12 protein-coding genes are annotated in these 14,421 nt (G+C 65.1%); 11 read left to right on the forward strand and 1 reads right to left on the reverse strand.

Annotation, left to right across the window (positions count from 1 at the left end; translation table 11 throughout):
* Positions 1-227 precede the first annotated feature (227 nt).
* From BT173_RS03765 to BT173_RS03810, 10 genes are all read left to right on the forward strand, one after another.
* Positions 228-1,016, forward strand: coding sequence for an ABC transporter ATP-binding protein (locus tag BT173_RS03765; RefSeq protein ID WP_072427304.1), 789 nt, complete (start codon positions 228-230; stop codon positions 1,014-1,016).
* Complete coding sequence (locus BT173_RS03770; protein ID WP_072427305.1) at positions 1,009-1,731, forward strand: ABC transporter ATP-binding protein; 723 nt, start codon at positions 1,009-1,011, stop codon at positions 1,729-1,731. The genes BT173_RS03765 and BT173_RS03770 overlap by 8 nt, the downstream gene beginning before the upstream one ends.
* A gap of 53 nt (positions 1,732-1,784) precedes the next feature.
* Entirely contained in the window at positions 1,785-2,987 is a 1,203-nt protein-coding gene (locus BT173_RS03775) for an ABC transporter substrate-binding protein (protein WP_072427306.1), read from the forward strand.
* Between the two features lie 101 nt (positions 2,988-3,088).
* Complete coding sequence (locus BT173_RS03780; protein ID WP_072427307.1) at positions 3,089-3,994, forward strand: branched-chain amino acid ABC transporter permease; 906 nt, start codon at positions 3,089-3,091, stop codon at positions 3,992-3,994.
* 1 nt (position 3,995) lies between these two features.
* Positions 3,996-4,997 (forward strand): branched-chain amino acid ABC transporter permease, encoded by a 1,002-nt coding sequence (locus tag BT173_RS03785; RefSeq protein WP_175545547.1) that lies wholly within the window; start codon positions 3,996-3,998, stop codon positions 4,995-4,997.
* A gap of 117 nt (positions 4,998-5,114) precedes the next feature.
* Positions 5,115-7,253, forward strand: coding sequence for a 3-hydroxybutyrate oligomer hydrolase family protein (locus BT173_RS03790; RefSeq protein WP_072427308.1), 2,139 nt, complete (start codon positions 5,115-5,117; stop codon positions 7,251-7,253).
* Between the two features lie 306 nt (positions 7,254-7,559).
* Positions 7,560-8,561, forward strand: coding sequence for a porin (locus BT173_RS03795; RefSeq protein WP_072427309.1), 1,002 nt, complete (start codon positions 7,560-7,562; stop codon positions 8,559-8,561).
* Positions 8,562-8,835: 274 nt separating this feature from the next.
* Positions 8,836-10,596: an extracellular catalytic domain type 2 short-chain-length polyhydroxyalkanoate depolymerase gene (locus BT173_RS03800; RefSeq protein ID WP_072427310.1), complete on the forward strand. Its 1,761-nt coding sequence runs from the start codon at positions 8,836-8,838 to the stop codon at positions 10,594-10,596.
* A gap of 113 nt (positions 10,597-10,709) precedes the next feature.
* Entirely contained in the window at positions 10,710-11,831 is a 1,122-nt protein-coding gene (locus tag BT173_RS03805; protein ID WP_072427311.1) for an ABC transporter substrate-binding protein, read from the forward strand.
* Between the two features lie 124 nt (positions 11,832-11,955).
* Positions 11,956-12,603, forward strand: coding sequence for a DsbA family oxidoreductase (locus tag BT173_RS03810; protein ID WP_072427312.1), 648 nt, complete (start codon positions 11,956-11,958; stop codon positions 12,601-12,603).
* A 13-nt stretch (positions 12,604-12,616) separates the two neighbouring features.
* Here the strand turns inward: BT173_RS03810 and BT173_RS03815 are convergent, their stop codons facing one another.
* Complete coding sequence (locus BT173_RS03815; RefSeq protein WP_072427313.1) at positions 12,617-13,522, reverse strand: LysR family transcriptional regulator; 906 nt, start codon at positions 13,520-13,522, stop codon at positions 12,617-12,619.
* 139 nt (positions 13,523-13,661) lie between these two features.
* Between BT173_RS03815 and BT173_RS03820 the strand changes: the two genes are divergently transcribed.
* Positions 13,662-14,420 (forward strand): SDR family oxidoreductase, encoded by a 759-nt coding sequence (locus BT173_RS03820; RefSeq protein WP_072427314.1) that lies wholly within the window; start codon positions 13,662-13,664, stop codon positions 14,418-14,420.
* Position 14,421: the final 1 nt, after the last annotated feature.

Raw genomic sequence — 14,421 nt, forward strand, 5'->3', positions numbered from 1 at the left:
TTGTCGTGACTGGCACAGGCCTTGCCATGAGAGGCTACCGGCCGGCCCTGGTGGCTGAGCACGGTTCGGCGTGTGGCTCGATCCGCACGCCAGACGACAACACTGGAGAAGACAGACGCTTTGCCCGACCTGCCACGCAGCGCCCGCTGCCGTGCTGTCCTGCCGTGCCCCCCTGTCCTCTCCGCGCCTCAAGCCCGGGCCTTGCCCTGGTGGATGACGGAGACAAGATGGACCAAGACATCATTCTGGAAACCCAGGGCCTCGGGAAGGAATTCCGCGGCTTTGCCGCGGTATCCGACGTGAACCTGAAGGTAGCGCGCGGCAGCATCCACGCGCTGATCGGCCCGAACGGTGCCGGCAAGACTACCGTGTTCAATCTGCTGACCAAATTCCTGCCGCCTACCCATGGCCGGGTGATCTACCAGGGCGAGGACATCACCGCGCTGCAGCCGGCCGAGGTGGCGCTCAAGGGCCTGATCCGCTCCTTCCAGATCTCGGCCGTGTTTCCGAATATGAGCGCGCTCGACAATGTACGCGTGGCCTTGCTGCGCGTGGCCGGTGGTTCACACCGCTTCTGGACCTCCAACCGCCAGCTCGATGCCTATACCGACCGCGCGATGACCCTGCTGGCCGATGTCGGCCTGACCGACTTCGCCCAGGTGCTGGCCGGCGAGCTCGCCTATGGCCGCAAGCGCGCGCTGGAAATCGCCACCACCCTGGCGCTCGAACCCAAGCTGATGCTGCTCGACGAGCCTACCCAAGGTATGGGCATCGAGGACGTGGACCGAGTGACCGCGCTGATTCGCCGCGTGGCTGAAGGGCGCACGATTCTGATGGTCGAGCACAACCTGAAGGTGGTGGCCACCCTGGCCGACAAGATCACCGTGCTGGCGCGCGGCCAGGTGCTTAGCGAGGGCAATTACGCCACCGTCTCGCAGGACCCACGTGTGATGGAAGCCTATATGGGCGTCTCGGCCGACGAGGCCACCGAACTCGAAGGAGCCCACCATGGCTGATGTACTCGACCACGGCGGCGAAATGCTGCGCGTGACCGGCCTGCATGCGTTTTACGGTGAATCGCACATCCTGCATGGCATCGACTTTGGCGTACGGCGCGGCGAGCTGGTGACCCTCTTGGGCCGCAATGGTGCTGGGCGTACCACCACACTCAAAGCCATTCTGGGCCTGACCGGCCGGCGCGCCGGCTCGGTGATGGTCAACGGCCGCGAAGCGATCCAGCTGCCCACCCACAAGATTGCTCACCTTGGTGTGGGCTGGTGCCCGGAAGAGCGCGCGATCTTCTCCAGCCTGAATGTGGAAGAGAACCTGAACCTGCCGCCCAAGGTGCGCAGCGATGGCATGTCGCTGGAGGAAATCTACGAGCTGTTTCCCAATCTGTGGGAACGGCGCAAGAGCCAGGGCACGCGCCTGTCGGGTGGCGAGCAGCAGATGCTGGCCATGGCGCGCATCCTGCGCACCGGCGCGCGCCTGCTGCTGCTTGATGAGATCACCGAGGGCCTGGCGCCGGTGATCGTGAAGAAGATCGGCGACAGCGTGCGCCTCCTGAAGGCGCGCGGCTACACCATCGTGCTGGTCGAGCAGAACTTCCGCTTTGCCGCCGGCATTGCCGACCGCCACTACGTGATCGAACACGGCCAGGTGGTGGACGCGGTCTCGGCCGAGGAGCTGTCGGCCAGCGCCGACCGGCTCAACAAGTATCTGGGCGTCTAAGCGCCCCTACGCATCCCTTGCAACACCCATCCAAAAACAACGGAGACATCATCATGCAAGCACGACGCAAACAACTCGCCCTGGCCCTTGCGCTGGCCCTGCCGGGCCTGGCCGTGGCCGGCCCGATCTCGGACGATGTGGTCAAGATCGGCATCCTGACCGATATGTCGGGCGTGTATGCCGGCGTGGGCGGCAAGGGCTCGGTGATTGCCGCGGAAATGGCGATTGCCGATTTCGGCGGCAAGGTGGCGGGCAAGCCAATCCAGGTGGTCAGCGCCGACCACCAGAACAAGGCCGATATCGGCGCCGGCAAGGCGCGCGAATGGTTCGACACCCAGGGCGTGGACATGATCAATGACTTGCTCAACTCGGGCGTGGGCATTGCGGTGCAGAAGCTCGGTGCGGAAAAGAAGCGCATCACCATCAATAACGGCGCCGGTTCCACCGCGCTGACCGGCAAGGAATGCTCGCCCTACGGCATCCACTACGCCTACGACACCTATGCGCTGGCCAAGGGCACCGCCACCGCGCTGATGAAGCAGGGCATGGATTCCTGGTACTTCCTGCAGGCCGACTATGCGTTCGGCCAGGCCCTGCAAGGCGATGCCGCCAAGATCGTCCAGGCGCTGGGCGGCAAGGTGGCCGGCACGGTCAAGCATCCGCTGTCCTCGACGGATTTCTCTTCCTATCTGCTGCAGGCGCAAAGCTCGGGCGCCAAGGTGGTGGGCCTGGCGAACGCGGGCGGCGACTTCGTCAACGCGGTCAAGCAGGCCAAGGAATTCGGCCTCAAGCAGACCATCGTCGGCCTCCTGGTATTCGATAGCGATGTGAAGGCACTGGGCCTGAACGCCGCCCAGGGCATGAAGTTCACCACCGCCTATTCCTGGGAGCTGAACCCGGAGATGGAAGCCTTCGGCAAGAAGTTCTTCGCCAAGGCCGGCTTCATGCCGACCATGGACCACGCCGGCGTGTACTCCTCGACCATGCATTACCTGAACGCGATCAAGGCTACCGGCACCGATGACGCCGATGCGGTGATGAAGAAGATGCGCGAGACCCCGGTCAATGACTTCTTCGCCAAGAAGGGCGTGATCCGCGAGGACGGCCGCTTCGTGCATGACATGTATCTGGTGGAAGTGCTCAAGCCGTCCGAATCCAAGGGGCAGTGGGATCAGCTCAAGCTGGTGGCCACCATCCCGGGTGAGCAGGCCTTCAAGCCGCTGTCGGCCAGCGAGTGCGCATTGGTGAAGAAATAAGCCGTGGCGCGCGGCCCCGGCGTGGGCCGCGCGTGCAAGTGTGGTCTCCCTCGCCCTCGTGCGGGGGAGGGCAGCGCTGATGTTTTGATGAGGTTGACTCCATGGATATCCCCCTCCAGGCCGTACTGTCGCAGGCCATGCTCGGGCTGAACAATGGCGCGTTCTACGCGCTGCTCAGCCTTGGCCTTGCGGTGATCTTCGGCATGCTGAACGTGGTGAACTTTGCCCACGGTGCGTTTTACATGCTGGGTGCGTTTGCCGCGCTGCTCGGCTTTGATTACCTAGGTCGCTTCCTGGGCGACGAATCGCTGCGCATGAGCTTCTGGGCCGCGCTTATCCTGGGCCCGCTCATCGTGGGCAGTATCGGCGTGGTGGTGGAAAAGACCATGCTGCAGCGCCTGTATAAGGTCGACCATCTGTACGGCCTGCTGCTTACCTTTGGCCTCGCGCTGATCTTCGAGGGTGTGTTCACCAATTACTTCAATGTCTCGGGCGAGCCCTATAACGGCAAGCCGGAAATCCTGGAAGGCGCGTTCGACCTGGGTTTCATGTTCTTTCCCAAGTACCGGCTGTTCGCCATCGTGCTTTCGCTGGCGGTGTGCTTCGGCGTTTGGTACCTGATCGAACGCACACGCCTGGGCAGCTATCTGCGTGCCGGCACCGAGAACCCCGATGTGACGCGCGCCTTCGGCATTGATGTGCCGATGCTGCGCACACTCACCTATTTCCTCGGAGTGGCGCTGGCTGGCCTCGCCGGTGTGGTGGCGGCACCGATCTACTCGGTCAGCCCGAAGATGGGTTCGGACCTGATCATCATCGTGTTCGCGGTGGTGGTGATCGGCGGCATGGGTTCCATCATGGGCGCCATCGTCACCGGCCTCGCGCTCGGCCTCTTGGAAGGCGTGGTCAAGGTGTTCTACCCGCCGCTGGCCAATACCGTGATCTTCATCGTGATGGCGCTGGTGCTGCTGTGGCGCCCGGCCGGCCTGTTCGGCAAGGAGGCCTGAGATGCAAGCGCATGATCTGAATCAAACCAGCCTGAATGTGGTGCGCATGGCCGACTCCCGTCCCAACTACCTGCCCTGGGGCATGGCGCTGGCTGTCTGCGCCGCCGCGCCCTTCTTCATTTACCCGGTGTTCGCGATGGAGCTGATGTGCTTCGCGCTGTTCGCCTGTGCCTTCAATCTGCTGCTCGGCTTTGGTGGCCTGCTCAGCTTTGGCCATGCCTGCTTCTTTGGTGGCGCCGCCTATCTGAGCGGCCATGCGCTCAAGGTCTGGGGCCTGACACCCGAGCTCGGCATTCTGTTCGCCACCGCCGGCGCGGCCGTGCTGGGTCTCTTGATTGGCCTGGTGGCCATCCGCCGCCAGGGCATCTACTTCGCCATGGTGACGCTGGCACTCGCGCAGATCGTGTTCTTCGCCTGCCTGCAGCTGCCGATGACCGGTGGCGAGGACGGACTGCAGGGCATTCCTAAGGGGCGCCTCCTGGGCCTGATCGATCTATCCGCCACGGTCAGCATCGGCGGCCAGCAGCTACCGCTGGCGCTGTACTTCTTCGTGCTGGCCATCACCTTCGGCGGTTACTGGCTGATCTGGCGTACGGTCAACTCGCCCTTCGGCGTGGCCTTGAAGGCGATCCGCGAGAACGAGGCGCGCGCGCTCTCGCTCGGCTACCGGGTCGACCGTTACAAGCTGGCCGCCTTCGTGATGTCGGCCGCGCTGGCCGGCCTCGCTGGCGCCACCAAGGCGCTGGTGGTGGGGCTCGCCTCACTGACCGATGTGTCCTGGCATATGTCGGGCGAGGTGGTGCTGATGACCCTGCTGGGTGGCATGGGCACCCTGCTCGGGCCGGTGGTCGGTGCGGTCACCGTGGTCAGCCTGCACCACGAGCTATCCAGCCTCGGCTCCTGGGTCACCGTCACCATCGGCAGCATCTTCGTGCTGTGCGTGCTGGCCTTCCGGCGCGGCATCGTGGGCGAGATTGCCCATAGGCTGAAGAAGACCTTCTAGCGCCACCCGGCCCACCCACACCGTTCCACGCACTGAATTCACCCCTCCCGCGCCAGCTGGCTGGCGCCGGGCGGGCTAGCTGCAGCCTGACTTCCCATAAAAACTGGAGACAATGTCATGCCCCTGCCTTACCTGAAGCCTTTGAGCAGCGCCCTGATCCTGTGCTTTACCCTGGCCGCCTGTGGTAGCGATGACCCGGCCCCGGTGGCCAAGAATGTCAAACCCGGCTGGCTGGGCAGTATCGCCAGCAAGACTTACGACGGCACGAGCGACGACCTGCTGACCGCGGGCCTGGGCAAGACCGGCCTTGCCGGTGCGCGGCCAGCCTTTGCCGACGCGAGCGCACCGACAGCGGCCGAGCTGCGCCGCGATGCGATCTACAACAACTACCGCGCGCTGGTGGATATGACCACGACCGGTGGCTATGGCCGCCTGTATGGGCCGAATATCGACCGCAGCGGCAATGACTCGCTGGGCGAGGGCAAGATTGCCGGCGAGGAGCATATCGCCTTCGCCGACGATGGCACTGGCCGCCAGAACGTGACCCTGATGGTGCAGATTCCGGCCAGCTTCGACAGCAGCCGCCCCTGCGTGGTGACCGCCACCTCAAGCGGTTCGCGCGGCGTGTATGGCGCAATCTCGGCCGCGGGGGAATGGGGGCTCAAGCAAGGCTGCGCGGTCGCCTATGCCGACAAGGGCAGCGGTCTTGGCGTACATGATCTGGCCAATGACACGGTCAATCTGATCGACGGCACCCGCGCCAGCCGTGCCAGCGCCGGTACGAACGCCAACTTCAGCGCCGCGCTCAGCGATGCCGAGTTGGCCAGCTTCAATGCCGCCTTCCCGAACCGGATTGCGCTCAAGCATGCGCATTCGCAGCAGAACAGTGAGAAGGACTGGGGTCAGGCCACGCTGCGCGCGGTCGAGTTCGCCTTCTATCTGCTGAACGAGAAATACGCAGCGGCCGCCGACGGTGGTGGCAAGCGCGCCGATTATGCAACCCCGGCCAGGGTGACTGTGATTGCCGCCTCGGTCTCGAATGGCGGTGGCGCCGCGCTGGCCGCGGCCGAGCAGGACAGCCGCGGCCTGATCGACGGCGTGGCCGTGGGTGAACCGCAGGCCCAGCCCAAGGATGTGAGCGGCATCAGCATCCAGCAGGGCGGGGTGCTGCAGACCAGCATCGGCAAGCCCTTGATCGACTACTTCACCCTGGCCAATCTCTACCAGCCCTGCGCGGTGCAGGCCGCTGCCCTGGCCGGTACCAACTCGGCCTTCAATGCGGTGAACGCGACCTTGGGGGCGGCGCGCTGCAGCAGCCTGGCTGCCAAGGGCCTGGTCACCGGCGCCACGCTGGAGGAGCAGGCCAGCGATGCGCTGGCCAAGCTACGCGCCGGCGGCTGGCTGGCCGAAGCTGACGCGCTGCACGCCAGCCACTACGGCCTGAATGCCACCCTGGGCGTGACCATGGCTTATGTGAACGCCTATGGCCGCTTCAGCGTGGCCGACAATGTGTGTGGCTATAGCTATGCATTTACCGATGCGACTACCGGTGCGGTGGTGGCACCGCTGGCCAATAATCTGGCCGCCATCTTCGGCAATGGCAATGGCGTGCCACCCACGGGCGGGATCAGCGTGGTCAACAATCTGAGCGTGGGCGGCGCGCGCGCCGATGCCTTCTCGCTGTCGGCCTCCACCAATAGCGCTGACTACAACATCGATGGCGCGATCTGCCTGCGCAAGCTGGCCACCGGCATCGACCCCTTGACCGGGGCGGCACTCAGCGGCAGCGAGCTAGCCCAGTCCGACAAGGTGCGCGCCGGTGTGGCCGAGACGCTGCTCAGTGCGAATCTGCGCGGCAAGCCAGCCATTATCGTGGCCGGCCGTGCCGATGCGCTGATTCCGGTCAACCACGCAGCGCGCGCCTATTACGCCGCCAACCAGAAGGTGGAAGGAGCCAGCTCGCGGCTGCGCTATATCGAGGTCACCCACGGGCAGCATTTCGATGCCTTCCTCGGCCTGTCCGGCTTCCCGACCCGCTTTATCCCGCTGCATGTGTATGCGGGCCGCGCGCTGGATGCGATGTGGGACCACCTGCAGCACGGCACGGCGCTACCCAAGAGCCAGCTGGTGCGCACCACGCCGCGTGTCAATGCCAGCGACAACATCAGCAGCGCCAATGTGCCCTATATCGCCGCCAATCCGGCCGGCAGCGAGGCGATCAGCTACGCGGCCGGCGTGCTGAGCGTGCCCAACTAGGGCGGTCTGCGCACCGACCGGCGCCGCCTGCTGGCGGCGCTGCACCCGGTATGCCAGCAGGCGGGGGCGGTTGCTTCTTGGTCCGGGTTTTCCGGCCCCGCCTGCCCGGCATGCCACTACCGAACAAGGCCCTGTCGCAATGCGGAAGGCAGGGTCTGGCCAAAGCGTGCTCCGCAAACACTGGGTGGCAGCCGTGATCCGGCCTGCGCCACCGCGCCGGGGCGGCCAGCCCGCTCCGGCGACCTTTTTTGGCCCATCGATTCAGGCAACAAACACAACGCAGTACTGACAACGGAGATAACACCTATGCAACGCAAGCTTCCCCTGCTGCTGGCCCTGCTGGTTTCTGCCGGCGCGTTGGCCGATGTAACCGTGTATGGCCAGGCCAATGCCGGCCTGATCCTGCACAAGGCCAATAGCACCACCAAGACCAAGATCGACAATCTGTACACTCCTTCGCGCCTCGGTTTTCGTGGCACCGAGGACCTCGGTGATGGCTTGAAGGCCAGCTTCCAGCTCGAGCAGCAGGTGAATATCGATACCGGTGACGGCATGAACTTCGGCCAGCGCGAAGCCTGGGTGGCCCTGAGCGGCGGCTTTGGCAAGCTGGGCCTGGGTCGTGGCAAGACGCCGTACACCAATACCGCCGACTACTTCGAGATCTTCGACGGCAGCAGCCTGGGCCTGGCCATCTATGGCGTGGACGGCGTGACTAATGCCGGCGCGCTGGGTGCCACCGCCAGCGCCGGCGGCGCGCGCTTTCATAACAGTGTGCGTTACGACAGCAATAACCTGAATGGCTTTACCGCCGCCGTGCAGCTTGGCGTGGGCGAGAACGAGACCGATACGGTCAAGGAAACCCGCGCGCTGTCGATGAACGCGCGCTACAACTTCGGCCAGTTTGGCGTGTTCGGCGCGTATTCGAGCATCAGCGATGCCGGCGGTGTGGCTGGCGCCGACAAGACTGCGCTGCTGCTGGGCGGCGCGGCCAAGTTCGATGCGCTGACCGTGCAGCTGGGCTGGCAGCGCGGCGAGCTGGATGCCAACCAGAGCGAGCGCGATAGCGTGATTAGCACGCTCGCCTATGCAGTCGGCCCCACCACCTACAAGGCCGGCATCATCCTGGCCGGCGAGCAGGACCTGGCTGGCAGCAGCGTGGCGAACAGCGACTACCGGCTGATGGCGCTGGGCGTCAAGCATGCGCTGAGCAAGCGCACCAATCTGGTGGCCGAATATGCGCGCAAGGATGCCGATGGCTCGGCCAATGACCAGACCGCCTTGACCCTGGCCGTCATGCACGCGTTCTAAGCGCATGGGCCAACACCGGTTCTGCCCGCACATTGCGCTGCGCGCCCTGTGTGGGCAAACCCTGGTCCGGCTGTCCAGATTTCCTGGGGTGAGCAGCCGGGACTAGCACCACCTTGAGGGCGGCTTGCGCCGCCCTTTTTTCCGCCCCGGGCCGCACAGGCTGCGTGCAAGGCGCAGCCAGGGCAGTACGTGAATCCGAGAACCCGATCTTCGCCCTGGAGATGAAGGGTCGTGGCGAGGGAGGAAATCCCCACACCAATATGGAGACAACACGATGCAAGCCTTTCGCTCCCTGGGTGCACTCGGCCTCGGCCTGATCGCGCCCGCCGCCCTCGCTGCCGTCAATCTGGGCAGTTACAACGTCACGCTCAATGACAGCTCGGTCTCCGGTCTCTCGGCCGGCGGCTTCATGGCTGTACAGTTACAACTCGCCCATTCCAGTCTGTTCAAGGGGGCCGGCATCATCGCCGGCGGCCCGTACGACTGCGCAGGCCAGAACAACTACACGGCCTGCATGTATGCGGGCAGCCCGAATGTGGCGCCCCTGGTCAGCACCACCAACAGCCGCAGCGGGGTCAGCATCGACCCGGTGGCCAATCTGGCCAGCCACAAGGTCTTCCTGTTCTCGGGCACCTCCGACAGCACGGTGGGACCAGGGGTGATGAACAAGCTGCGCGACTACTACACCACTGCCTCGAACTTCGTGCCGAGCGCCAATCTGCAGTACAAGAACAATCTCAATACCGCGCATACCTTCCCGACCGATTTCGACAGCACGGGCAATAACGCCTGCTCAAGCGCCACCTCGCCCTATATCAGCAACTGCGGCTATGACGCGGCCGGCGCCTTGCTCCAGCACATCTACGGCAGCCTGAATGCGCGCAATAACGGCACGCTGTCCGGCCAGTTCATCGAGTTCAACCAGAGCGAGTTCATCGCCAATCCGACTAGCCGGGGCATGGACAGCACAGGCTGGCTGTATGTGCCGGCCGACTGTGCGGCGGGCCAAGCCTGCAAGCTGCACGTGGCCCTGCACGGCTGCCAGCAGTACTACGACAAGATTGGCGACAAGTTCATCAAGCACACCGGCTACAACCGCTGGGCCGATACCAACCGGCTGATCGTGCTGTATCCGCAGACTGTGGCCGATAACAGCAGCCACGCCACCGCCGCCAGCGGCAGCCTGCCCAATCCCAACGGCTGCTGGGACTGGGTGGGCTGGTATGGCAGCAACTTCGCACAGAAGAGCGGCGTGCAGATCAGCGCCATCAAGGCCATGATGGAGCGCATTGCCAGCGGCGCGGTGAGTCTGGCTGCGCCAAGCGGCCTGGCCCAGACCGGCAGCAGCGCCAGTTCCATCAGCCTAAGCTGGAACGCGGTCAGCGGCGCCAGCGGCTACAACCTGTACCGCAATGGCAGCAAGGCCAATACCAGCCTGATCAGCAGCACCGCCTATACCGATGCTGGCCTGATCAGCGGCACCGCCTATAGCTACACGGTGCGCGCGGTGGGCAGCGGTGGCGTGGAGGGCGCGGCCAGCAGCATGCTGAATGCCAGCACCACCGGCACGCCACCCGCGGTGCCGGTGCCGGGCGGCCTCGCCATCAGCAGCGTCGCCGACAGCAGCGTGGGGCTGAGCTGGAGTGCGGTGGCCGGCGTGGCCGGCTACAACGTCTATCGCGCCAGCAGCGCCAACGGCCCCTATAGCCGCGACAACAGCGCGCTGATCACCACCACCAGCTACACCGACAGCGGCTTGAGCGCGGCCACCACCTATTACTGGCGTGTGCGCGCCCAGGATGCGGGTGGCACGGAAAGCGCCGATTCCAGCGCAGTCAGCGCTACCACCAGCAGCGCGCCGGTCTGCTTCACCAGCAGCAATTACGCCCATACCACGGCCGGGCGCGCTACTCAGAGCGGCGGCTACACCTATGCCAAGGGCAGCGGCCAGAACATGGGCCTGTGGAACACCTTCACTACCACCACGCTCAAGCAGACCGGCCCCGATTACTACCTGATCGGCAGCTGTTCCTGATCTGCACTGGGCGCCTTGCGCGCCGCAGCGCGGCCCGCAGCTTGATCGGGTCGCGCTGTCTTTCTCCCTCTGTTTTCTCACCTTGCAAAGGGGCCGTGCCCCTTGGAGATCCCATGTCGTATCGCTTTTTATCCGCTGCGCTGCTTGTCCTGCTGGTTGTGCCCGTGCTGGCGGCCGAACTGGTCATCGGCCAGGCCGCGCCGCTCAGTGGTTCGATTGCCAGCACTGGCCAGCGTATGGTGCTGGGTGCGCGTATCTGGTTCGACCATGTGAATGCCCAGGGCGGCATACATGGCGCGCGCCTGCGCCATGTGGTGCGCGACGATGCTTACCAGGTCGAGCAGACCGTAGCGCAGACCCGCAAGCTGATAGCCGAAGACCAGGCGCTCGCGCTGATCGGCTTTGCCGGCACGGCCAATATCGCCGAGCTGCTCAAGCAGCGCGTGCTCAGCGAGGCCGGCATCGCACTGGTGGCGCCCTACACGGGTGGCGCGCCGCTGCGCGAGGCGGGCAATACCAGCATCTTCCATATCCGCGCCAGCTATGCGGACGAGGCCGAGCACATGGTCAAGCAGCTGAGCACGCTCGGTTACGAGCGGATCGGTGTGCTCTACCAGGACGATGCCTTCGGTAAATCGGGCCTGGATGGGGTGAAGGACGCCCTGGCGCGCCGCAAGCTGCAGCCCTTGCTGGCGGTCGGCTATCCGCGCAATACCGCCGAGGTGAACCCGGCGGTGACCGCCATGCTCAAGGCCCAGCCGGCGGCCATCATCATGGTGGCGGTCAACAAGCCGGCTGCTGCCTTTGCCAAGGCCTACCGCGCGGGCGGTGGCGCGGCCCAACTGATGAATATCTCGGTGGTCGACCCGGCCGAGCTGGTGCGCCTGGCCGGCATCGAGGCGGTACGCGGCCTCGGCATCTCGCAGGTGGTGCCTTACCCGTACACGCCCAATCTGCCGGTGCTCAAGGAATTCCAGGCCCTGCTCAAGCAGTATGGCGACGGCGCCGAGCCCAGCTACACCGCCTTCGAGGAATTCATTGGCGCCAAGGTGCTGACCGAGGCCTTGCGCCGCGCCGGCCCCGCACCGACGCGCGCCAAGTTGAACGCCGCGCTGGCCTCGCTCAGCCCCTATGATGTGGGCGGCTACCGAGTGGACTTTGGCGCACGCAAGCGCAGCGGTTCCAGCTTTGTCGAGGTAACGGTGATCGGCGGTGATGGGCGCCTGCTTAAGTAGCGACACGATGGCTCGCCCGCCCATCGATGTCGCCCGCGCCGGCTGTTTAGCGGGCCGGTGCTTGAAAGTGGGCGCTGCCGCGCGCATCTTGTCGCTTCCTAGACCGCATTGATGCGAGCCCGCCATGGCCAAAGCCTTGAAGATTGATTTTGTTTCCGATGTGTCCTGCCCCTGGTGCGCAGTCGGCCTGTATTCGCTGGCTGAGGCGCTGCGCCGGCTGGACGGCGAGCTGAGCGCTGAGCTGCATTTCCAGCCCTTCGAGCTGAATCCGCAGATGGTGGCCGAGGGCGAGGACATCCATGAACACCTGGCGGCCAAGTACGGGCTGGATGAGGCGCAGCTTGCGCAGAACCGTGCGGCGATACGTGCGCGCGGTGCCGAGGTCGGCTTCAGCTTTACCGAGGGCAAGCGCAGCCGCATCTATAACACCTTCGACGCGCACCGCCTCTTGCACTGGGCCGAAGGCGAAGGCCGTCAGCGCGCGCTGAAGGAGGCGCTGTTCAAGGCCTACTTCACCGATGGACTTGACCCGAGCGATCACGCGGTCTTGCAGCAGCTGGCTGAGCAGGTCGGGCTGGATGGCGAGCGTGCCGCGGCCATCCTGGCCAGCGATGCCTACGCGGCCGAGGTGCGCAGCGCGCAGGCCTTCTACCAGCAGCACGGCATCCGCTCGGTGCCGGCCATCATCATCAACGAACGCCACCTGATTTCGGGCGGCCAGCCACCTGAGCTGTTCGAGCGCGCCCTGCGCGAGATCGCCGCGCAAGTCTGACGGAGTGCATGCCCTAGCTGGCCAGATGCGGCTGCATGAGTTCGGCCAGCCAGTGCATAAAGGCCTGCACCCGGCGCGGTAGCTGGCGGCGGTTGGCATACAGCAGGCTGACCGGCATGGGCGGGGCCGGGTAGTCGGGCAGCACGGTTTGCAGGGCGCCGCTGGCCAGATGGACGGCGGCGCCCACCGTCGGCACTTGGATCAGGCCGAAGCCAGCCAGGCAGGCGCCCATATAGGCATCGGTGTTGTTCACGCTCAGCGCGCCCGGCATGGCGCGGTAGCGCGGCTGGCCGTCCGCATCCTGGTATTCGAAGCCGAGCGCCTTGCTGCCCAGCGTGGGCTGGTAGTGGATCAGCTGGTGCTGGTCGAGGTCGTCCAGGGTCTGCGGTGTGCCATGGCGGGCCAGGTAGGCAGCGCTTGCACAGTTGATCTGGCGGAAGTGGCCAAGCGGGCGCGCGATCAGGCTGGAATCGCCCAGCGTGCCGATGCGCAGCACACAGTCAAAACCCTCACGCACCAGATCGACACGCCGGTCGGTGCTGCTCAGCTCCAGTGCCAGGCGCGGGTGGGCGGCCAGAAAAGCGGGCAGGGCGGGCAGCACAATATGGCGCGCCACGCCGCTCGGCATATCCACGCGCAGCCGCCCACTCAGGCCGCCCTCGGCCTGCTGGAACATGCTCTGCAACTCCTCCATATCGGCCAAGAGGTCGCGGCAGCGCTCGTAGTAGGCCTGGCCGTCCTGGGTCATCTGCACCTTGCGCGTGGTGCGGTGTAGCAGCCGGGCGCCAAGCTGGCCCTCCAGCTGCTGGACTGCGGTCGAGATGCTGGCCTTGGGCAGGCTCAGCTGCTCGGCCGCCTGGCTGAAGCTGGCCAATTCCGCCACGCGCAGATAGATGCGCATCGCCTGCAGCTGTTCCATGTTTTCCCCTTTTGCCATTTTTCGCTAATGGCGAACAATCTAATCATTTCTGGCTGATTTATCGAGGTTAAAGCCGGCAATAGACTGCGCAGCAAGCACGGGGGAGGGCCCCGACGCTGAATCGACAGGAGTGATACCGATGCGTAAGCAGATTGCCGTGATTACCGGTGGCAGCCGTGGCCTGGGGCGCAATGCCGCGCTGAAGCTGGCCGCGCGTGGGGTGGATGTGGTGCTCACCTACCGCAGCCAGCAAGCCGAGGCCGCCGCGGTGGTGGCCGAGATTAACGCGCTGGGCGGCCAGGCCGCGGCCCTGCAACTGGATGTTGGCGAAAGCGCGGGTTTTGCCGCGTTTGCCAGCGCGCTGCAGGCGCAGCTGCGCGCACACTGGCAGCGCGAGCAGTTCGATTTCCTGCTCAATAACGCCGGTATCGGCATCCATGCCGGCTTTGCCGAAACCAGCGAGGCGCAGTTCGACCAGCTGATGAATATCCAGCTCAAGGGGCCGTTCTTCCTCACCCAGACCCTGTTACCGCTGCTGGCTGATGGTGGACGCATCCTCAATGTATCCACCGGGCTGACCCGCTTCGCGATTCCTGGCTTTGCCGCCTATGCGGCCATGAAGGGCGCCATCGAGGTGCTGACCCGTTATCAGGCCAAGGAGCTGGGTGCGCGCGGCATTGCGGTGAATGTGATTGCGCCGGGCGCCATCGAGACCGATTTTGGCGGCGGCGTGGTGCGCGACAATGCGCAGATGAATGCCTACTTGGCCAGCCAGACCGCGCTAGGCCGCGTGGGGATGCCCGACGATATCGGTGACGCGATTGCCATGCTGTTTGCCCCCGAGAGCCGCTGGCTGAATGCCCAGCGGGTGGAGGCCTCGGGCGGCATGTTCCTGTAAG

The sequence above is a fragment of the Chitinimonas taiwanensis DSM 18899 genome (genome assembly GCF_900119825.1).
In the GTDB taxonomy this organism is placed as follows: domain Bacteria; phylum Pseudomonadota; class Gammaproteobacteria; order Burkholderiales; family Chitinimonadaceae; genus Chitinimonas; species Chitinimonas taiwanensis.